Origin of the sequence: Actinoplanes siamensis, assembly GCF_016862395.1 — a bacterium.
Taxonomy (GTDB): Bacteria; Actinomycetota; Actinomycetes; order Mycobacteriales; family Micromonosporaceae; genus Actinoplanes; species Actinoplanes siamensis.
Map to the genome: position 1 here is coordinate 1 of NZ_BOMW01000041.1, position 21,823 is coordinate 21,823.

The 21,823-nt window shown below is 72.8% G+C and carries 12 protein-coding genes; 5 read left to right on the forward strand and 7 right to left on the reverse strand.

Annotated elements, in window-relative coordinates; genetic code table 11:
- Positions 1–8: 8 nt before the first annotated feature.
- Positions 9–9,107 carry a type I polyketide synthase gene (locus Asi03nite_RS21575; RefSeq protein WP_239102832.1) on the forward strand — a complete coding sequence of 3,033 codons (9,099 nt, stop codon included), beginning with the start codon at positions 9–11 and terminating at the stop codon, positions 9,105–9,107.
- A gap of 62 nt (positions 9,108–9,169) precedes the next feature.
- On the opposite strand, the gene Asi03nite_RS21580 is transcribed toward Asi03nite_RS21575, so the two are convergent.
- Positions 9,170–9,829 (reverse strand): response regulator transcription factor, encoded by a 660-nt coding sequence (locus tag Asi03nite_RS21580; RefSeq protein ID WP_203682239.1) that lies wholly within the window; start codon positions 9,827–9,829, stop codon positions 9,170–9,172.
- A 790-nt stretch (positions 9,830–10,619) separates the two neighbouring features.
- Positions 10,620–10,988 (reverse strand): response regulator transcription factor, encoded by a 369-nt coding sequence (locus Asi03nite_RS21585; RefSeq protein ID WP_203682240.1) that lies wholly within the window; start codon positions 10,986–10,988, stop codon positions 10,620–10,622.
- Positions 10,989–11,018: 30 nt separating this feature from the next.
- On the opposite strand from Asi03nite_RS21585, the gene Asi03nite_RS21590 reads away from it, so the two are divergent.
- Positions 11,019–11,963 (forward strand): RNA polymerase sigma-70 factor, encoded by a 945-nt coding sequence (locus tag Asi03nite_RS21590; RefSeq protein WP_203682241.1) that lies wholly within the window; start codon positions 11,019–11,021, stop codon positions 11,961–11,963.
- Positions 11,964–12,054: 91 nt separating this feature from the next.
- Positions 12,055–13,254 carry an NAD(P)/FAD-dependent oxidoreductase gene (locus Asi03nite_RS21595; protein WP_203682242.1) on the forward strand — a complete coding sequence of 400 codons (1,200 nt, stop codon included), beginning with the start codon at positions 12,055–12,057 and terminating at the stop codon, positions 13,252–13,254.
- Between the two features lie 59 nt (positions 13,255–13,313).
- On the opposite strand, the gene Asi03nite_RS21600 is transcribed toward Asi03nite_RS21595, so the two are convergent.
- Together Asi03nite_RS21600 and Asi03nite_RS21605 are read right to left on the reverse strand one after the other, a co-directional pair.
- On the reverse strand, positions 13,314–14,189 hold the full coding sequence (locus tag Asi03nite_RS21600; protein WP_203682243.1) for a cytochrome c biogenesis CcdA family protein: 876 nt from the start codon (positions 14,187–14,189) through the stop codon (positions 13,314–13,316).
- Positions 14,190–14,759: a redoxin domain-containing protein gene (locus Asi03nite_RS21605; protein WP_203682244.1), complete on the reverse strand. Its 570-nt coding sequence runs from the start codon at positions 14,757–14,759 to the stop codon at positions 14,190–14,192. It lies immediately after the preceding gene.
- A 239-nt stretch (positions 14,760–14,998) separates the two neighbouring features.
- Between Asi03nite_RS21605 and Asi03nite_RS21610 the strand changes: the two genes are divergently transcribed.
- Positions 14,999–16,507 (forward strand): GGDEF domain-containing protein, encoded by a 1,509-nt coding sequence (locus Asi03nite_RS21610; RefSeq protein ID WP_203682245.1) that lies wholly within the window; start codon positions 14,999–15,001, stop codon positions 16,505–16,507.
- A gap of 102 nt (positions 16,508–16,609) precedes the next feature.
- On the opposite strand, the gene Asi03nite_RS21615 is transcribed toward Asi03nite_RS21610, so the two are convergent.
- The gene (locus tag Asi03nite_RS21615) at positions 16,610–17,722 is read right to left on the reverse strand and encodes a carboxylate-amine ligase (protein ID WP_203682246.1); all 1,113 of its coding nucleotides are present in this window, start codon (positions 17,720–17,722) and stop codon (positions 16,610–16,612) included.
- Between the two features lie 212 nt (positions 17,723–17,934).
- Positions 17,935–19,857, reverse strand: coding sequence for an APC family permease (locus Asi03nite_RS21620; RefSeq protein ID WP_203682247.1), 1,923 nt, complete (start codon positions 19,855–19,857; stop codon positions 17,935–17,937).
- A gap of 188 nt (positions 19,858–20,045) precedes the next feature.
- On the opposite strand from Asi03nite_RS21620, the gene pdxY reads away from it, so the two are divergent.
- On the forward strand, positions 20,046–20,897 hold the full coding sequence (gene pdxY, locus Asi03nite_RS21625) for a pyridoxal kinase PdxY (protein ID WP_203682248.1): 852 nt from the start codon (positions 20,046–20,048) through the stop codon (positions 20,895–20,897).
- Positions 20,898–20,988: 91 nt separating this feature from the next.
- Here pdxY and Asi03nite_RS21630 read toward each other — a convergent pair whose 3' ends face one another.
- Positions 20,989–21,822 carry a carbohydrate ABC transporter permease gene (locus Asi03nite_RS21630; protein WP_203682249.1) on the reverse strand — a complete coding sequence of 278 codons (834 nt, stop codon included), beginning with the start codon at positions 21,820–21,822 and terminating at the stop codon, positions 20,989–20,991.
- Position 21,823 lies beyond the last annotated feature (1 nt).

Consider the following 21,823-nt stretch of genomic DNA (forward strand, 5'->3'; position numbering starts at 1 on the left):
CGGCGACGGTGTTCTCGGGCGGGACCGCGGCGATCGACGCCCTGGAGCAGCGGCTGGCGGACGAGGGCGTCAAGACGACCCGCCTGACCGTTTCGCACGCCTTCCACTCGGCGATGATGGAGCCGATGCTCGCTGAGTACGAGCGGGTCGCCGCGTCGGTGACGTACCAGGCGCCGAGGATCGGCGTGTGCTCCACGGTCTCCGGCGCGCCGATCGGCCCCGAGCTGCTGACGCCGCGGTACTGGGTGCGGCAGGTGCGCGAGGCCGTACGGTTCGCCCCGGCGGTGCGGTCGCTCGCCGACGCCGGTGTGCGCCGGTTCGTCGAGGTGGGTCCGGACGCGGTGCTGACGGCGCTGACCCGCCAGACTCTGACCGAGGAGGAGGCTTCCCGTTCGCTGGTCGCGGCGGCGGCGCGGCGCAACCTCGACGAGGCCGGCCAGTTCCTGCGGTTGCTCGCCGCCGCCCACTGCTCGGGGATCGCCGTCGACTGGGCCACGCTGTCGCCGGGACGACCGGTGGCCCAGCTCGACCTGCCCTTCTACGCCTTCCAGCGCCGGCGTCACTGGGTGCGCCCCGACGACCGTGCGCTCGGTGACCTGGGCCGCGCCGGACTCGCCGCGCTGGACCATCCGCTGCTGCGCGTCGCCGCGCCGCTCGCCGGTCGCGACGAATGGCTGTTCAGCGGCAGACTCTCCACCACCGACCAGCCGTGGATCGCCGACCACACCGCCTTCGGCACGGTGCTGCTGCCCGGCACGGGGTTCGTCGATCTCGCCTTGGCCGTGGGCGGCCGCCTGGACCTGCCCGTCGTGGACGAGCTCGTCCTGGAGACGCCGCTGCTGTTCGACGGCGCCGCTGCCGTGGACGTGCAGATCTCGGTGACCGAGCCCGACCACACCGGACGCCGGTGTCTCTCCATCCACTCCCGCCCTCCGGGCGAGCCGGACTGGACGCTGCACGCCACCGGCACCCTGGCGCCCGCCGACGGCGTGACGCCGGACTGGACCGACCCCGCATGGCCACCGGCCGGCGCCACCCCGATCGACGGAAAGCTTCTCTACGACCGGCTCGCCGATCTCGGATTCGGCTACGGCCCGGCCTTCCAGGACGTGCGCGCCGCGTGGACCAGCGGTGACGACGTGTTCGCCGAGGTGGCCCTGGCCGAGACGACGGCCGGCTTCACGATACATCCGGCGCTGCTGGACGCGACGTTCCACGCCGCCATCGACGGGCTCGCCGCCGGCCTGCCCGACGGCCGGCTGCCGCTTCCGTTCTCCTTCGGCGGCGTCCGGGTGTTCCGGCCCGGCGCCACCGCGGTCCGGGCCCGCATCGTCCGCTCGGGTCCCTTGAAGGTACGCGTCGACGCCTGCGACGCCACCGGCGCCGCGGTGCTGTCGATCGACGCCGTGCTCGCCCGCCCCGCGGACGCGCGCGCCCTCGCCGGTGCCCGCAGCCCGATCTACGCGTTCGACTGGACGCCGGTGCCGACACCGGCGGTGGTGCCGGACCGGCACCTGCTCGCACTGGGCCGCCCCGTCGCCGGTTGCGCCGAGATGGTCCGGGATGTCGCGGATCCTTCGGGCGCGGCCGTCGTCTGGTCGCCCGAGGCCGCGGCGGGCGGCGCCGACGACGTCCCGTCCGCTGTCCGCACCGCCGTGCACGACGCCCTCGCGGTGCTGCGCGACTGGCTCGCCGAACCGAACCCGGCCGGCTCGACGCTGATCGTGCTGACCCGCAACGGAGCCGGCCTGCCCGGTGAGACGCCGGATCTCGCGGCGGCGGCCGTCCGCGGCCTGGTCCGCAGCGCGCAGTCGGAACATCCGGGGCGCATCGTGCAGGTCGATGTCGACGACGACCGGGCGGACCTGCGGCGGTGGATCGCCGCCGCGGCCGCCACGGACGAACCGCAGCTCGCGATCCGCGACGGCGTCCTGCTGGCACCGCGGCTGATGCGTACGGCGGCGGCCACGGCCGAACCGGCCGGCGAGCCCTTCGGCGGCGGCACGGTCCTGATCACCGGCGGCGCCGGCGGGCTGGGCGCCGTCACCGCACGCCACCTGGTCACCCGGCACGGGGTGCGCCGGCTGCTGCTCGCCTCGCGTCGCGGCTGCGCCGCGCCCGGGGTCGCGGAACTGGTCGCCGAGCTGACCGAGCTGGGCGCCGGCGTACGCGTCGCGGCCTGCGATGTCAGCGATCGCGCCGCCGTCGCCGAACTGCTGGGGTCCGTGCCGGCGCACGAACCGCTGACCGCTGTCGTGCACACCGCGGGGGTGTCCGACGACGGCACCGTCGAAACGCTGACCGCCGAGCAGGTGGACCGGGTGCTCGCCCCGAAGGTCGACGCCGCCTGGCACCTGCACGAGCTCACCCGCGACCTGAACCTCTCGGCGTTCGTGCTGTTCTCCTCGGCCGGGCCGCTGCTCGGCGGGCAGGGCCAGGGCAACTACGCGGCGGCGAACGCGGCGCTGGACGCGCTCGCCCGAGCGCGCCGCAGCGCCGGTCTGCCCGCTCATTCGCTGGCCTGGGGCCTGTGGAAGCGCGGCATGGCCGAGGCGTTGAACGACGCGGGCGGCGAGCATCTGGCGCGCCGGATCCGTACGCGTCTCGGCCTGTCCCCGATCGAGCCGGACGCCGGCATGCAGCTGTTCGACAGCGCCCTGAACAGCGGCGAACCAATGCTGATGACCGCGCTGCTCGACACGCCCGCCCTCACCGCGCTGGGTCGGCTCGGCACGCTGCCCGCGGTGTTGCGCGGCCTGATCCAGGTGCCGTCGCGCGCCCGGGTCGCCGACGGCCCGTTGCGTCAGCGGCTGCTCGACGCCCCCGCGGAGCAGTGGGAGGCGCTGATCCGCGGTGAGGTCCGCGTCATCGCCGCCGCGGTGCTCGGGCACGAGTCGGCCGAGGCGATCGACCCCGGGACGCCCTTCGCCGACCTGGGTCTCGACTCGCTCGGCGCCGTCGAGTTCCGCAACCGGGTCACCGCCGTCACCGGTGTTCAGCTGCCGTCCACGCTGGTGTTCGACTATCCGACCCCGGCCGCTGTCGCGGGCTTCCTGCGCACCCGGGTCGACGGTTCCGCGCCATCGCGTCCCGCCCCGGTCCGGGCCCGGGCGACGGCCGACGAGCCGATCGCGATCGTCGGCATGAGCTGCCGGTATCCCGGCGGCGTCGAGAACCCCGAGCAGCTCTGGGAGCTGATCGCCGGGCGCGTCGACGCGATCAGCCCGATCCCGGACGACCGCGGCTGGAACCCCGACCAGCTGTACGACGCGGAACCCGGCCGGCCCGGCAAGATCTACACCCGGGAGGGCGGGTTCCTGGACGCCGCCGGCGACTTCGACGCCGCCTTCTTCGGCATCGGACCCCGCGAGGCGGCGGCGATGGACCCGCAGCAGCGGTTGCTGCTCGAGGCGTCCTGGGAAGCGCTCGAAGACGCCGGCGTGGACCCGACCTCGCTGCGGGGCAGCGATACCGGGGTGTACGCGGGCGTGATGTACCAGGACTACGGCTATCTGGCGCGCGACGCCGCCGACGGTGCCGCCGACGGCTATCTGGCGACCGGGTCGGGCGGCAGCGTGGTCTCCGGCCGGGTGTCCTACGCCCTTGGGCTGGAAGGCCCCGCGGTTACCGTGGACACGGCCTGTTCGTCGTCGCTGGTGGCCCTGCACCTGGCGGTGCAGGCGCTGCGCGCCGGGGAGACGTCGCTGGCCCTGGCCGGCGGGGTGACGGTCATGTCGACCCCGATGCTGTTCCTGGAGTTCTCCCGGCAGCGGGCGCTGTCACCGGACGGGCGCTGCAAGGCGTTCTCGAGTGCCGCGGACGGCGTCGCGTGGGCCGAGGGCGTCGGCCTGCTCGCGCTCGAGCGGTTGTCCGACGCCCGGCGCAACGGGCGGCCGGTGCTCGCCGTGATCCGCGGCAGCGCCATCAATCAGGACGGCGCCAGCAACGGCCTGACCGCGCCGAACGGTCCGTCCCAGGAGCGGGTGATCGCCCAGGCGCTGGCCAACGCCGGGGTGGCCGCGGCCGACGTCGACGCGGTGGAGGCGCACGGCACCGGCACGACGCTGGGTGACCCGATCGAGGCGCAGGCGCTCGTCAACGCGTACGGGCAGGACCGCGCCGAGCCGGTACGGATCGGGTCGCTGAAGTCGAACATCGGGCACACCCAGGCGGCCGCCGGCGTCGGCGGTGTGATCAAAATGGTGCAGGCGCTGCGGCACGAGACACTGCCGCCCACCCTGCACGTCGACGCGCCGTCGCCACACGTGCAGTGGTCGGCGGGCGCCGTACGGATCCTGACCGAGGCCGAGCCGTGGCCCGCGGGTGAGCGTCCGCGCCGGGCGGGAGTGTCGTCGTTCGGGATCAGCGGAACCAACGCACACGTGATCCTCGAGGAGGCGCCCGCGGTCGCGCCGCGGCCGGCCGAGCCACCGCGGCCCGCGGCCCTGCCGCTGCTGCTGTCCGCGCGGACGACCACCGCGCTGCGGGAACAGGCGCGCCGCCTGCACGACGTGCTGCGCGAACGTCCCGAGCTCGACCTGACCGACGTCGCGACGACGCTGGCGCTGCACCGTGCCCGCCTCGAGCGGCGCGCCGCCGTCGTCGGCGCGGACCGGGAGGCTCTGCTGGCGGGCCTGGCCCGGGTGGCGGCCGACGAGCCGGGAGCGGGCGTGGCCGGCGGCGCCGACCAGGCCGGTACGACGGCGTTCCTGTTCACCGGCCAGGGCGCGCAGCGCAGCGGGATGGGCGCCGAGCTGTACCGGGCGTTCCCGGCGTTCGCGGCCGCGCTCGACGAGGTGTGCGCGCAGTTCGACGCGTACCTCGGGCGTTCGCTGCGCGACGTCATGTTCGGCGCGGTCGCCGGGACTCTGCTGGACCGCACCGAGTTCACCCAGCCCGCGTTGTTCGCGTTCGAGGTGGCGCTGTACCGCCTGCTGGAGTCGTTCGGCGTGACACCGGACGTGGTGGTGGGGCACTCGATCGGTGAGCTGGCGGCGGCCTATGTGGCCGGTGTGTGGTCGTTGCCGGACGCGTGCCGGCTGGTGGCGGCCCGGGGCCGGTTGATGGGTGCGCTGCCGGCCGGGGGAGCGATGCTGGCCGCCGCGGTGCCGGAGGAGCGGGCCGTCGCGTTGCTCGAGGCGGGGACGGTTTCGCTGGCGGCCGTGAACGCTCCCGACGCGGTGGTCTTCTCCGGGGACGACGAGGCGGTGTCGGCGATCGAGTCGACGCTGGTGACCGCGGGCGTCAGGACGAGCCGGCTGCGGGTGAGCCACGCGTTCCACTCCGCCTTGATGGATCCGATGCTGACCGAGTTCGCGCGGATCGCCGCGGGCCTGACCTATCACCAGCCGCGCATCCCCCTGTGCTCCACGGTCTCCGGCGCGCTCGCCGCCGACGCGGTGGATACGCCCGAGTACTGGGTGCGGCAGGCGCGCGAGGCGGTGCGCTTCGCCCCGGCGGTGCGGTCGCTGCTCGACTCGGGGGTGCGCCTCTTCGTCGAGCTGGGTCCGGACGCGGTGCTGACGGCGATGACCCGCGCCGCCCTGGCGACGGAGCCCGCTGCCGGCGCGGTGGTGGTCGCGGCGTCCCGGCGTACGGTCGCCGAGCCGGAGCAGCTGGTCGCCGCGCTGGCGACCGCGCACTGCGCGGGCCGGCCGGTGAGGTGGGCGGAGTATCTCGGAGCGCGGCCGCAGGCGCGGATCACCCTGCCGACCTATCCCTTCCAGCACGAACGCTTCTGGCTGCGGCCCGCGGAGGCCACCGCGCCGCTCGCCGGCGCCGACGCGGTCGACCATCCGCTGTTGCACGCCCAGGTGCAGGTCGCCGGCAAGGACGAGTGGCTGTTCACCGGCCGGCTGTCGCTGCGCGCACACCCTTGGCTCGCCGACCACGCCGTCTTCGGCACGGTGGTGCTGCCGGCTACCGGATTCGTGGAGCTGGCCCTGGCCGCCGGTGCCCGACTCGGTGTCTCGCGCCTGGCGGAGCTGGTGATCGCGGCGCCGCTGGTGCTACCGGCCGACGGCGGCGCCGACATCCAGCTCGCCGTGGGCGAACCCGACGCCGACGGCAACCGGACCGTGGTTGTCCACGCCCGCGCCGCCGGCGCCTGGACGGCGCACGCCCGCGGCCTGCTCACGCTCGCCGCGCCGGCCGCGGCGGCCGACTGGTCCCAGGTGTGGCCCCCGTTGGCCGGCGACCCGGTGGACGGCCGGCAGATGTATCGCGAGCTCGGCGAGCGCGGCTTCGGGCACGGTCCGGCGTTCCAGGGTGTTCGCGCCATGTGGTCGCGTGGTGAGCAAGTCTTCGCCGACCTGGCGCTGGACACCGGCTCCGCGGCGCGCGCCACCGCCTTCGGGATGCATCCGGCCCTGCTGGACGCGGTCTTCCACGCCGCCGCCGGCCTCCTTCCCGACGGGGTGCGCCTGCCTCTGGCCTTCGACGGCGTTCAGCTGACCCGACCCGGCGCGGATGCGCTGCGAGTCCGCGTTGTTCGCACCGCGCCGGACACCCTGCGCGTGGACGCGGTCGACGCGGCCGGTATCCCCGTGCTGAGCATGGAGTCGGTGCGCGTCCACCCGATCGAGCCGCAGGCGCTGGCCCGGCTGCGCGGCGCCGCGCCGCTGTTCGACCTCGAATGGGTGGCCCTGCCCGCCGTGTCCGGGGCGGACGCCGGACGCGTCGTCGTGCTCGGCGAGCCGGCGGCCCTCGCGACCCCGGAACCCCCGGCCTGCTGTGCCGACCTCACGGAGCTCGCCGCGCTGCCGGATGCTCCGGACACGGTGGTCTGGTCGGCGCCCCGCGAAACCGGTGGCGGCGCGGCGGACGTCCACGCCGGCGTGCTGACCGCGCTCACGCTGCTGCAGGGTTGGATCGGCGCCGGACACCCCGGCCGGCTGGCGATCATGACACGCACGGCCGCAGGCCTGCCGGGCGAGAGCCCCGATCTGGTCGGAGCCGCGGTGGCGGGCCTGGTGCGCAGCGCCCAGTCCGAGCACCCGGGCCGGTTCCTGCTCGTCGACCACGACGGCGACGCCCTGCCGATCAAGGTGCTCGCCGATGCCGTGGCCCGGGACGAACCACACGTGGCGGTTCGCGACGGCCGGCTCCTGGCACCCCGCCTGCAGCCGGTGCCCGCTGCCGAGCCGGGTGAGCCGCCGTCGTTCGGCCACGGCACGGTGCTCATCACCGGCGGCACCGGCGGCATCGGCGCGATCGTCGCCCGGCACCTGGTCGCGGCGCGCGGCGCACGACGGCTGCTGCTGGCATCGCGGCGCGGTGCCGCCGCGGACGGCGCCGCCGACCTGGTCGCCGAGCTGACCGGCCTCGGCGCCGAGGTCCGCGTCGTGGCCTGCGACGTCGCCGACCGCACCGAGGTCCGGGCGCTGCTGGCCGGCGTCGAGGCCGACGCCCCGCTGACCGCAGTCGTCCACGCGGCGGGTGTCCTGGACGACGGCACGCTCGACACCCTCACGGCCGCGCGGACGACACGGGTGCTGGCGCCGAAGGTCGACGCCGCACTGCACCTGCACGAGCTGACCCGTGACCTGGACCTGTCGGCGTTCGTCCTGTTCTCGTCGGCGGCGCCGCTGCTCGGCGGGCAGGGCCAGGGCAACTACGCCGCCGCGAACAGCATGCTGGACGCGCTGGCCCGGGTGCGGCGCGGCGCGGGACTGCCCGCACACTCCCTGGCCTGGGGACTGTGGACCGTCGGCATGGCCGGGGTCCTCGCCGGCGACGACGCGGGGCAGTACGCCCGTCAGATCCGGACGCGGCTGGGCCTGATTCCGATCGACCCGGAAGCCGGGATGGCGCTGTTCGACAACGCGCTCGCGACGGATCGGGCGACACCGGTGACGGCGCTGCTCGACCCGGCGGCGCTCACCGCCCTGGCGCACGGCGGCGCCCCGCCTGCGGTGCTGCGCAGCCTGGTCCGGGTTCCCCCGGCCGCCGCCGGTGCCGAGGTCAGCCTGGCACGGCGGGTGGCCGCGCTGCCCGACGCCGAGCGCGACGGTGTGATCCTGCGCGAGGTGCGCGATGTCGCCGCGGCGGTGCTCGGCCACCGCTCCGGCGACGCGATCGTCCCGGACGTGCCGTTCACCGAGCTCGGCTTCGACTCCCTGGGCGCCGTCGAGTTCCGCAACCGGCTCGCCCGGCTGACCGGGCTGACGTTGCCGCCGACACTGGTCTTCGACCACCCGACCGCCGCCGACCTGGCGAAACTGGTGCGGGCACGGATCGAGGAAGCCGGCATCGGCGGGGTCGAGCCGGCACCTGCCGGCGTGCGCGGCACGATCACCGACCTGGTCGCGGCGGCGCACCGCCGCGGCGAGCTGGCCGGGGCGCTGCCCCTGCTGATCGCGGGCTCGGCGTTGGCGACCACATATCCCGCTGGCGAGGCCGCGACCCGGCGCCCGCCGGTGCAGCTGCTGGCGCGCGGCGTCGCCGCACCGGCGCTGATCGGCATCCCCTCGTTCCTGGCGGGATCGGGCCCGCACCAGTTCGCCCGCCTTGCCCGCGAGCTCGGCGGCAAGTGGCAGTTCAGCGCGTTGCGGCTGCCGGGTCTGCGGGCGGGGGAGGATCTACCGGCGACCTGGGCGGCGGCGATCGAGAGCCTCGCCGCGGCCGTCGCGTCGGAGCTGGAGCGCGGCCCGGTGGCGCTCGTCGGCTATTCGGCGGGCGGTGCGATCGCTCACGCGGTCGCCCGGCGGATCGAGGACGGCGGCGGCGAGCTCGCGGGCGTTGCGATGATCGACACCTACGCCCCGGAGGACCAGGAGCTCAACCGTCGGGTGCTCACCGACGCGCTGGGGCAGATCCTGTCCCGGGACAACGCCCTGACCCCCGTCGACGACCACGGCCTGGTCGCCATGGGCGGCTACGTGCGGATCTATCCCGAGCGCGCGGCCGAGCCGATCGCCGCGCCGACGTTGAACCTGCGGGCCACCACGGCGCTGAGCGGCTTCGGCGACGCCGACCCGGTCCCCGGCTGGCAGCACGGTGGCCCGGCCGACCACGTCGAGGCGGATCACTTCTCGATCATCGAGAACCAGGCGCCGGCGACCGCCGCGCGTCTGCGCCACTGGCTCGACTCACTGGGCGCCCGTTGATGTCTCGGCCGTCGAATCTCAGAGATGCGCACCCGGAGGAGCGTGTGCGGGCGGCGAGCGTCTCAGACGGTGAGGAGCCCGAGCTCGATCGCACGGACCACGGCGAGGGTCCGGTTGGGGCAGTTGAGCTTGGCCAGAATGATGCCCACCACTCGTTTGACGCCGTGTTCGGAGATGCTCAGCGATCGGGCGACCTGCCGGTTGCTCTGCCCCTCGGCGATCAAGCGCAGCACCTGCTGTTCGCGTGCCGTCAGGGCGACCATCGAGGCGCGCTGCGAGGCGTCGTCGCCGGCCCGGTCCGGCGCCGTCACCGATCGGCGCGCCACGGTCGCCGACACGTGGAATCGCCCGGCCTCCACGTCGAGGATCGCTTCGCGCAGGGTCTCGGGGCGCAGATCCGCCCAGTCCAGGAAACCGTTCGCGTGATCGATCCAGGACGGCTCCACACTGTCGCCGGAATCCACCAGGATCAGTACATGCAGGTTGTGGGCGCGCAGCTTGTCCGCGATCTTGTCGCAGACGGGCTCGAGCGCATTGCTGGAGGAGATAACCAGTTGGGCGTCGCAGAGCGCCGAAAGATCGCCGATATCCGTGACGAATTGTGCCGTCACCGGGAGGTCGAGCGAGCGAAACATTCCCTCGACACTGTATCGACGAATGTCGTCGGGAATTACCAGCACGACCTGGAGATCGGGATCGAGCGTGTCGGCGGGCGCCGCCATCTCGGTGCGCGACGGAGATTGTCTGGCCGTCGTGAAAGGCGGTCGGTTGCGTATATCAGGTATTGGATGTCCGCCGGTCCCACTAGGTTGCCACGCCAACCTATCGTTTACCCTGCCCACCAGTGATCCCCGATTTCTGATACTGACCATCTCAGGGGTTCGACCCCGAAGGGGAGCATCGCACGGTTTTGTCGGGACCGTCCAGTCCTGCCCGGCGTGGCCGGCGTCATTGATGATCATGGTTGTGGTCGGCGGGAGCAGGGCGATCACGGCGCGGCCCAGGTCCGCTGTGGAGGAGGTCAGGATCTTGTAGTGGTCCTGGTCACAGTGCGATCCCGGTGGACTCGGCTCGCACCGTCCAGGACCCACTGTCGCGGTTCGGCCGTGGTGTCGCAGGTCGCGGCGCGGTGGTCCGCACCGGGCATGAAACCCGCTCCGCCGCAACCCCGCGGAAGCCATGAATTCCCGTGAATAGCAAGCCCTCGGCGGCAGAAGATCTAACCCTGGATAGGGCACAAAATCTGTTCGGACGCAATGGCTCTGACCAGAAATCTGAGCTTGACAGTCGTCCTGAGCCTGTTTATGGTCCACTGTCCGGCCTTGCTGACCGATATCCGAAGGTGTTCATGACCGCGCCTCCCCTCCGACGTCGCCGAAGTCGCGGCAGCAGTTTATTCTTGCCGTTCTCGTGGTCTGCTCGCCGCCGATCCGGCTGGACAATACCGTCCTGAGCGCTGCGCTGGAGACCTTGACCGTTCTCATGTGGACCGTCACCGGACCCGCGCGCACCTCATTGCGGCAGCACGTCCGTCGCTCTGATCAGATCGTTCTGATAAGCGATGACGACCAATTGCGCCCCATCCCGCGCAGTCAACTTGATCATCGTGCGGTTGACGTGGGTCTTGACCGTCAGTGGCGAGAGGTGCAGCGGCCGGGCTATGTCGTCGTTGGACAGGCCGTGCGCGACCAGCACGAGGATCTCGGTCTCCCGCCCGGTGACCCGTTCCAGGGCAGGCGGCCGGCGGGCCGCGGGCGGGCGGATCTGGTGAAGGAAGCGGTTGAGCAACCCCCGGGTGGCGCGCGGTGACAGCGGCGCCTCGCCGGCGGCGACCACCCGGACCGCGCTGACCAGTTCGGCCGGGGCCACCGACATCGTCATGTGCGACGGCTCGCTCGCTAGGATCGGGGCATGTCCCTGGGCGCCGCCGACGTCGCGCGTTTTGTGGCTTTCCGGCCTCGTCTGGAGGCCATCGCGTACCGGCTGCTCGGGTCCGCCGCCGAGGCCGAGGACGCCGTCCAGGAGACGTTCCTGCGCTGGCAGGCCGCGGAGGTGGAGCGCATCGAGGTGCCCGAGGCGTGGCTGACCAAGGTGCTGACCAATCTGTGCCTCAACCAACTCGCCTCGGCGCGCGCCCGGCGTGAGACCTACGTGGGGCAGTGGCTGCCCGAGCCTTTGCTGGCCGGCGACCCGATGCTCGGACCGGCGGAGACCGCGGAGCAGCGCGAGTCACTGTCGTACGCGGTGCTGGCCTTGATGGAGCGCCTGTCCCCGCCCGAGCGGGCGGTGTACGTGCTGCGTGCGGCGTTCGGCTATTCGCATCGGGAACTCGCCGAGGTCCTCGATCTCAGCGAAGCGGCCTGCCAGCAGCTTCTGCACCGCGCCAAGAAGCACATCGCGGGCGCCAAGGTGCGCACCGAGATCGACGAGGGCGCCGCCCGGCGGGTGGTCGAGGCGTTTCTGGCCGCGGCCGCCAGCGGCCGGACCGATTCGCTTGTCGCGCTGCTCACCGCGGACGCGATCTCGATCGGTGACGGCGGCGGGAAGGTGCCGGCCCGCACCAAGGCGTTCGAGGGCGCGACCGCCGTCGCCCGGTTCATCCGGGGGCTGTTCAAACCTTCCCCCGCCAAGCGTGCCCTCACCGGCGGCGCCACCGAGATCTACGCGTGGACCGCGAACGGCGATCCGGCGGTGGTGGCGGTGGTGGACGGCCGGGTCATCGGCGTGATGTGCCTGCAGGTGACCGCCGACGGCATCGCCGCGATCCGCGCCCAGGCCAACCCGGACAAGCTGCGACGGGCGACCGAGCAGTTCGCGGCCCGCGATCACGGGCAACCGCTGCTCGAAGGGTTCTGACCCCGTGTGAGGTGCTTCACATCACGGCCCTGTCAGCAATCGGCGGGCTGCCCGGTTCAAGGGGCGAACCGTGAGAGACAGGAGCACGCACATGCAGCATCGCATCGTCGTCCTCGGCGCCGGGTACGCCGGGGCCGTCGTCGCCGGCCGGCTCGCCAAGCGGCTGTGTCCCGCCGACGTGGCCATCTCCCTGGTCAACGCCGAGCCGGACTTCGTCGAGCGGATCCGCCTGCACCAGTTGGCCACCGGCCAGGACCTCAAGGCCCGGCCGCTGCGGGACATGTTCGCCGGCACCGGCGTCACCGTGGTGATCGCACGCGTCACCGGCGTCGACACCGACCGCCGCACCGCCGTGGTGACCGGACCGGACGGCACGCGCGAACTCGGCTACGACACGCTGGTGTACGCACTGGGTAGCGGAGCGGGCAGCGCGAGCGTTCCCGGGGCGGGTCAGCACGCTTACGACATCGCCGGGCGCCCCGGCGCGTTGCGGCTACGCGAGCGCCTGGCCCGTCTCGGGGCGGGCGAGCGCGTCGTGGTCGTCGGCGGCGGCCTCACCGGCATCGAGGCCGCGACCGAGATCGCCGAGTCGCACCCCGCCCTCGACGTCGCGCTGGCCACCGGTGGGTGGCTCGGGGACCGGCTTTCCCCCAAGGGCCGCCGTCACCTGCGCAAGGTCTGCGACACTCTCGGGATCACCGTGTACGAGAACACCACAGTCACCGGCGTCACCGCCGATCACGTCGACTGTGCGGGCGGCACGACGATCCCGGCCGCGGTCACCCTCTGGACGGCGGGGTTCGTGGCCTCCCCGACAGCGCGGCAGACCTCGCTGGAACTCGCCGGCACCGGTCAGATCGTCGTCGACGGGACCATGCGCTCGGTGTCGCATCCGGATGTCTACGCCGTCGGTGACGCCGCGTTCGCGATGGGCGCGGGGAACAAGCCGCTGCGCATGTCGTGCGCGTCGGGCACGCCGATGGCGTGGCAGGCGGCCGACGCCATCGCCGCCCGGCTGACCGGCGGGAAGCTGCCCACCGTACCGCTGCGGTACTTCAACCAGTGTGTCTCGCTGGGCCGCCGGGAAGGTCTCGTCCAGTACGTCACCGCCGACGACCGCGCCGTGCCGGCGGCCCTGACCGGCCGGCTCGCCGCCGCCTACAAGGAGCTGGTCTGCAAGGGCGCCGCCTGGGGCGTGACCCACCCGACCCTCGGACTGCCCAGCCGGCGACGTCGCATCACGGCGCGGCCGGCCGCTACGGTCGCGCCCAACGGCGGCGTGCCGGCCTGAGCAGCGGCGGCGGTGCGGCGGGCGCGGGACGGCTCGTCGGGCGGGTACCTTTGCCGGCATCACCGGGAGGTGCCGGTGTCCGGCCCGATCTCCTCGTCCTGGCGCTGGAGCGGTTCGCCGTTGGTCCTGGCGCGCCTGGCCCGGAGCAGCAGGGCGGCCGCGGCGGTCAGTGCGAACGCCGCGGCGATCCAGCCGGCGCCGACGGCGTCGAGGCGGTTCGAGATGTGGCCGGGCAGTTCGGCGACTTCGCCGACGAGCGGGTCGTCGGCGTCGCCACCGGCGTTGACACGCAGCTCGTACCAGCCGTAGTAGGCGACGTAGGCGCCGGCGAGCAGCAGGAGTGCGCCGCTGGTCCGGGAGACGTAGGGCAGCACCGCGCGGGTACGGCGTACGACGGTGTCCTGGGCGAGCGCGACCAGCAGGGCGAGCAGGCCGACGACGAGACCCATGCCGATCCCGTACGCGAGGAAGGCGCCCACGCCCCCGAGCACGTCCCCGCTGCCGGAGACCAGTCCGGTGACGGCCAGGAACGGGGCGATGGTGCAGGACAGCGACGCGACCGCGTAGGAGGCGCCGTAGCCGTACAGGCCCAGCAGTGAGCCGGTGGGGCCGCCGGCGTTGAGCCGGGGGAACGGCATCTGCAGTTCGCGGCCGGCCAACAGCCAGCCGCCGAGCAGGACCAGGCCGGCGCCGATGACCATGGTGAGCCAGGGCAGGTGCTGCTGGATGGGGGCGGTGACCACGCCGATGAGCAGGCCCGCGATGCCGAAGACGGTGACGAATCCGGTGGTCATGGCGGCCGAGAGCCGCATCGCGCGCAGGACTCCGCCGGGCCCGGACACGAGCAGCAGCAGGAACGACGGGAGCAGCGCGAAGCCGCACGGGTTGAACGCGGCGATCAGGCCGGCGGCGAGGGCGAAGGCGAGATCGTCCATCTAGAGCAGGTGCTGTTCGATCAGCGCGGACAGCTCGTCCTCGTCGAGAGGGCCGGTGGCGGACTCGGTGCCGCCGGCCGGGTCGATGAACAGGTACGACGACTGGCTGGTGACCCGAAAATGCTTGTAGAGGGCGCCGTTGGTGTCGTTGAGCTGCGGCAGTTCCGAGGTGCCGGTGCGCTCGACGAACTGGTTCATCTTCTCGGTGCTGGGGTCGAGGCCGGCGACGCCGACGACGGTGACGCGGCCGCGGTACCGCTCTGCGATCGTCGCGACGGCGGGGCCCTCGGCCTGGCATTTGGGGCACCAGGGCGCCCAGAACCAGAAGACGGCGGGCTTGCCGGCCAGGGTGGCGCCGTCGAACGCGGTGCCGTCCAGGGTCGTGCCGGTGAATCGGAGCACCCCGGGGGTCTGCGGGGCCGGCGCCGCACTGGCCGCCGTGGCCGCGGTGGTGCCCGAGGTGGTCGCCGCGGCCGGTGGGGGAGCGGCGGCCTCCGGCGGTTCGCTCCCGCGCCCGCAGGCCGCCAGAGCACACGCCACCGCGACCATCGAGAGTACGAGTCTCTTCATGAGACAGACCGTAGAGCCTCTTCGCGGCGCGGATTCTTACGAGTCGGGGAAACCCGGCGGCCGAGGCGGATAGCGGATCAGCCGGCTGGCACTCCTCGGGTAGCCACCTGGACGGCCGGGCTCGGGGCCGGGTCCGGCCGGGACGAGCCGGTCCACCAGATCAAGGCGGACCCGTCGACGCCGGTGGGCCGGCGGCGGTTCTGGTCAGGTCGCCGGGCCGGCTGCCGATGGTCGCGTTCATGAGTCTTCTCCGGGGTCGCCCGCTCTGGCAGTGGTGGCTGCTGTGCGGCGCTGTGGTCGGCGCCGTCTATCTGGCGCTGCTGTCGGACAGTCCGCAGTCGTGGGCGCTCTACGACGTCTTCGGGTTCGCCTCGGCGGCCGCCGTCGTAGCCGGTGTCCGCCGCAACCGGCCGCGCCGGCCCGGGTTGTGGTACTGGTTCGCCGCGGCGCTGGCCATGTGGGCGGTCGGTGACGTCACCTTCGACCTGCAGTATTTCGCGTGGCACTGGCTGACGTTCCCGGCCCCGGCGGACGTGCCGTACCTGCTGGCCTATCCGATGTTCGCGATCGGCGCGTTCCGGATGATCAAGGGGAGGATCTCCGGCCGGGACCGGGCCGGGCTTGTCGACGCGGCGATCGTGTCGACCAGTCTCGGGTTGCTGTCCTGGTCGTTCCTGATGCGCCCGATCACGCAGGACGACTCGCTCGGTGTGCTGGCCCGGCTGGTCTCCCTGGCCTACCCGGCCGGGGACCTGCTCCTGCTGATCATGCTGGTGCGGCTGATCACCACGCCCGGCGCCCGCACGGCCAGCTACCGGCTGCTGATCGCGGCGACCGGCGCTCAGCTGGTCAGCGACATCGGCTACGCGGTGGTCAACATGTTCACCGTCTACACCGACGGGATCCTCGATGCCGGCTGGCTGGCCATGTACCTGCTGTGGGGCGCGGCGGCGCTGCACCCGTCGATGCGGGCGCTCTCCGAGGTCGCACCGGACCAGGCGGAACGATTCACCCGTGGGCGGCTCTCACTGCTGGCGGTGGCGTCCCTGCTGGCGCCGGTGGTGCTGGCCGTGCAGGGCCTGACCGACCCGGCCGGCATCGATTGGGTGGCGATCGTGCTCAGCTCGGTCACGTTGTTCCTGCTGGTGCTGATACGGATGGCGGGGCTGATCTCGCGGGTCCAGGACCAGGCCGCCCAGCTGCGGGCGCTGGCCCACAACGACGCGCTCACCGGGGTGCCCAATCGGCGTGCCTGGGACCTGGAGCTGAGCCGGGAGATGGCCAAGGCGCTGCGCAGCGGCGAGCCGGTCGCGGTGGCGCTGCTGGACCTCGATCATTTCAAGCGCTTCAACGACACCCTCGGGCACCCGGCCGGCGACCGCCTGCTCAAAGAGGTCTCGGCCGCCTGGCGCGACCAGTTGCGCGAGGGCGACCTGCTGGCCCGCTACGGCGGTGAGGAGTTCGGCGTCCTGCTGGCCGGACAGTCCCAGGAAACGGCGCTCGCCGTGCTGGAGAGGATGCGCGCCGTGACCCCGCACGGGCAGACGTTCTCCGCCGGTGTCGCCGTCTGGGACCGCGCGGAGATCCCCGAGCAGCTGGTCGCCCGTGCCGACGAGGCGCTCTACCGGTCCAAGCACGGCGGCCGGGACCGGGTCACGGCCGCGGCCGGGCCGGCTGCGGTGTCCGGACCGGGTGAGCTGCCGCCGCTCCGCGAGGAGAGCCGGTCCTCCCATCCGGCGCCGCGGTAGGGGACGAGGCGAACGGCGTCACACCCGGAATCGGGCGATCGTGTCGCGCAGGTGGTCGGCGATGGTCGCGTTGAGTGCCAGCAGGTTCGTCTGCTCCGCGATCTACGTCCTGCCGGCCGGGGCGACGTGCCAGGTGGTCTCCTCGGCGACGACCCGGGCGACCTCGGTCAGGTCGCCGCTGGTGAACATCGTCATCCGCTGTCGGCTCGCCGACGTGCCACGCTGCAGGGTGGTGGCGAGCAGGGCGGCCAGCTCGTCGTACTCGCAGTGCTCGCGCAGGTCGGCGGCGACGGTGTCGAGCAGGGCGCCGACCACCTCGGCCGCCGGCCGCAGGATGCCGGACAGCGGGTGCCAGAGGCACTCGTCCAGGCCGTACCGGGCGGCCCGCCAGCGGGCGGCCCGGGCCACCTCGTCCGGCAGGTCCGGCGCGGGCGTGCCGCTGGCGGCCCGCCCGGCCATGGTACGGACCAGCCCCCGCACCAGGCCGGCGTGCAGGATGGCGTCGTCGACCAGTGGGCACACGTCGGCGACCCGGAACTCCAGGGCCGGGTAGCGGACCGACGGCCGCACGTCCCAGTACAGGTGGCTGGCGTCGTCGATCACCCCGACCGAGAGCAGCCGCTCGACGTGCCGGCGGAACCCGGCGTCGTCGCCGAGCACCGGCGGCGGCCCGGCGATCGGCCAGCGGGCGTACCACTGGCTGCGGTAGCTGGCGTAGCCGGTGTCGACCCCTTCCCAGAAGGGCGAGCTGGCGGTCAGCGCGAGCAGGGCGGGCAGCCAGGGCCGGCAGTGGTCGGAGACGGCCGCGCGCAGGTCCGGGTCGGGGACGCCGACGTGCACGTGGCAGCCGCTGATGTTCAGCTGCAGCGCCAGCACACCCCAGCGTTCCAGCAACGCCACGTAGCGGGGCCGGGGTGTCATCCGCTGCTGCCGCCAGGACCCGAACGGGTGGGTGCCGGCGGCGAGCAGCCGGCAGCCGTTGCGCCCGATCGCGGCGGAGGCCGCCACGCGCAGCCCGACCAGATGCGACCGGATCCCGGCCAGGCCGGTGCAGACCGGCGTGGCCACCTCGAGCTGGGCGGTGCCGATCTCGGCGTCCACGCCCGGCACCGCGCGGGCCGCCTCCACCATCTCGGCGTCGCCGCACAGCGCGAACGTGTCGGTGCCGACGAGGTGGTACTCCTCCTCGACCCCGATGGTGAAATCGTCGGTCATCCCGGTCCTCCTCCCGTCGGCCGGACGCGGTTACCCGCCGGTGATCGGAGTATTCGCCCGATCCGGCCGGGCCAGAGTGCGGCCCGGCCAGGCCGGGAACTCGATGCGCCGGACGACGTCCTCGCCCTGCACCGGGCGGTGGACGGCCCCGGGCGGGACCGGCGCCGCCCACGAGGGCGGCCGCACGGCGTACGGGCACGCCGGCGACCGGCTCAGCCGACGTGCACGTGCGGCCGGCGGCCGCGCTCCGGCTCGGCCCGGCGGATCATCTCGCGGGTCACCGGGGCCACCTCGCCCTGGCCGAAGATCAGGTAGCGGGCGAAGTTCGCCACCGGGTTGCCCTCGGTCCACTCGAAGTAGATGTGCGGCCGCCGGTGCGTGGTGTCGCGCATCCACAGCAGCAGGGCGGCCAGAGCGCTGGGCACCGAGGAGCCCTCCACGGTGAGCACCCGGTAGCGGTGGTGCAGGACCTCGCCACGCACGTGCAGCTCGGTCTCGAAGTCCGAGGCGTCCCGGACGGTGACCTCGACGAACAGCACGTCGGCCGGATCGGTCAGGTCGTTGTCCGCGATGATCTGCGCCATCTTGGCGGAGTACTCGTGCGCGTCCCGGCGGTCCGGCTCGTTGGCGATCAGCCGGATCTGCCGTTTGCCCAGCTCCTTGAGATAACCCTCGGCCATCGGGTCGGCCTCGATGCTGGTGACCCGCAGCTCGAAGGCCCGGAAGATCCGGGAGAGCAGCGACACGACGAGAATCGCTCCGATGAAGCAGGCGGCGATCTTCACGCCGTCCGGGCGCTCGATGACGTTGGCGACCGTGGTGTAGACGAAGACGGCGGTGATCACGGCGAACGCGGCGGTGCGGCGCCGCTGTCGATGATGGTGGGCGGACAGCGTCACAGCGGTCGCGGCGGAGGTGATCAGCACCAGCACGCCTGTCGCGTACGCGCCACCCTGCGCGTCGACGTTCGCGTCGAAGATCCAGGTGATCAGGAACGCGGTGCCGGTGAAGACCAGGACCAGCGGGCGCACGGCCCGGGCCCAGCTCGGCGCCATCCCGAACTTCGGCAGATAGCGGGGTACGAGGTTGAGCAGCCCCGCCATCGCCGACGCCCCGGCGAACCAGAGGATCGCGATCGTCGAGATGTCGTAGACGCTGCCGAACACGCTGCCCAGGTTCTGGTGTGCCAGGTAGGCCAGGGCCCGCCCGTTGGCCTGCCCGCCCGCCTCGAACTCGCGCTGCGGAATCAGCACCGTGGTGGCGACGCTGCTGGTGATCAGGAAGATGCTCATGATGCCGGCCGCGGTGGTCAGCAGCCGCTTGCCGCCCCGGATCCGCTGCTCCAGGTCACCCTTGATGTGTGGCATGACCGCGACCCCGGTCTCGAACCCGGACAGGCCCAGGGCCAGCTTCGGGAAGACCACCAGCGCGACCCCGGCCATCGCCAGGGGGCTGCCGTGCGCGGCGGTCATCGCGCCGGTCCAGTCGGTCACCGCGTGTGGATGCGAGATCACCTCCCCGAGGGCGTCGCCGACCACCACCACGTTCAGGCCCAGGTACACCGCGACCAGGGCGACCGCGATGCCGATCGCCTCGGTGAAGCCCTTCAGGAACACTGCGCCGAGCAGCGCGACCAGGAACAGGGTGATCAGCGCCTGGTGGCCGTGCAGCGCACCGGGCAGGTACGGGTTCTCGTGGATGTGCGCTGTCGCGTCCGCCGCGGACAGGGTGATCGTGATGATGAAGTCGGTGGCCGCGAACCCGAGCAGCACCAGGACGAACAGCTTGCCCTTCCAGAACGACAGCAGGCGTACGAGCATCGCGATCGAGCCCTCGCCGTGCGGGCTGTCCGCGGCCACCCGCCGGTACACCGGCAGCGCGCCCAGCAGCGTCACGAGCACCAGCACCAGCGTGGCCAGGGGCGACAGCACACCGGCGGCGAGCGCCGCGATGCCAGGCTGGTAACCGAGCGTGGAGAAGTAGTCCACACCGGTCAGACACATCACCTTCCACCACGGGTGCGGCTTCTCGTCCCCGCCGGTCTGCGCGTGCGGCCCCTCGTGCCGGGCGGCCCGGTCGCTGATCCCCTGCAGAAGCCACGTACGCAGGGTGTTCTGTTGCGCGGTCACGGCCATCAGTGTCTCCCGGCAGGTGTGCCCGGCCGGGTCGTTCCGCCCTCGACGAGGGTCCCGACTTTCACCGGCCCCGGGACCGGACCACGCGGCGTTGGCGAAACGTCGAAGGGAGCCGGGGCCGGTTCGCCGGCCGCACCTCGGCCGCCGGTGTTCCACCCGCCCCGGGCGCGGGTATCTAGGCTGGGGCGATGAAGGTTCTGTCCATCCAGTCGGTGGTCGCCCACGGCCATGTCGGGAACTCCGCTGCCGTCTTCCCGCTGCAGCGCATCGGTGTCGAGGTCGTCCCCATCCCCACGGTGAACTTCTCCAACCACACCGGCTACGGCGCCTGGCGGGGCCCGCTCATCCCGCCCGCGGACGTGGCCGAGATCCTGCTCGGCGTGCAGGAGCGGGGAGTGTTCCCGCAGATCGACGCGGTGTTGTCCGGATACCAGGGCGGGGTGGGCATCGGCGACGTCATCATCGACGCCGTGCGGCGGGTGAAGGCGGCGAACCCCGCGGCGCTCTACGCGTGCGACCCGGTCATGGGCAACGCCAAGTCCGGATGTTTCGTGGCGCCCGAGATCCCCGTCCTGCTGCGCGACCGGGTCGTGCCGGTGGCCGACATCATCACCCCGAACCAGTTCGAGCTCGGGTTCCTGACCGGCACCGAGCCGGCGAGCATCGAGTCGACCCTGGCCTCGGCCGACCTGGCCCGGGCCATGGGTCCTTCGACGGTGCTGGTCACCAGCGTGGAGCGTCCCGACCGGGCGGAGGCCACGATCGAGATGCTGGTGGTGGACGAGGCCGGCGCGTGGCTGGTGAGCACCCCGCACCTGCCGTTCAAGGCGAACGGGTCGGGTGACGTCACGGCCGCCCTGTTCACCGCCCACTACGTGGCGACCAGGGACGCGGCGGTGTCGCTGGAGCGCACCGCCTCCAGCGTCTTCGACCTGATCGAGACCACCTACCGGTCCGGCGAGCGGGAGCTCCAACTGGTGCAGGCCCAGGAGTTCTACGCCACGCCGCGCATGCAGTTCAGCGCCAGAAAGGTGCGCTGAGCCGGGGCCCGTCCGGGCGTGGGCGCGTCCGGACGGGCCGGTCCGGTCCGGACGCGCCGGACCGGGCGGGAACCGACCGCCGGCTGACGCCCTAACCCTTGACGGCGCCGGTGAGGCCGCCGACGATGCGGCGCTCGAAGAGGCTGAAGAACGCCAGCGCCGGGATCATCGACAGCGACGTGAAGGCGAGCACCTTCGCGGTGTCCACCGAGTACTCCGACGCGAACGCCTGCACCCCCAGCGGCAGGGTGAAGGACTCCTGGTCGCTGAGGATGAACAGCGGCAGCAGGTAACTGTTCCAGCTGTTGATGAACGCCAGGATCCCGGTGGTGACCAGGCCGGGCACCGACAGCGGCAGCACGATCCGCCAGAAGAAACCGAGCCGGCTGCAGCGGTCGATGGCCGCGGCCTCCTCGATCTCGCGGGGGATCGCCCGCAGGAACGGGACCAGGATGATGATCGTCGTGGGCAGTGCGAAGGCGATCTGGGGGAGGATCACCCCCGGCAGGGTGTTCACGATCCCCAGCGTCTTGACCAGGATGTAGACCGGGGTGATGGCGACCGTCACCGGGAACATCAGACCGGCGGCGAACAACGCGTACATCGCTCCGCGACCGCGGAACCGGTAGCGGGCCAGAACGTAACTGGCCATCACGCCCAGCAGGACCACCGCGAGGGTGGTGACCACCGCGACGATCGTCGAGTTGCCGGCCTGGCGCCAGAAGCTGCTGCCGCCCAGCACGCCCGAGTAGTTGACGGTCTCCCACGGGTCGGGCAGGCCGGCCGGGTCGGTGGTGATCTGCGCGTTGGTCCGGAACCCGCCGATGATGATGTAGACGACCGGCCCGAGCATCACGCCGATCAGCAGCAGGGCCCCGGCGTAGATGCCAGGATGTCCCCAGCTGTTGTCGTTCCTGCCGGCCATG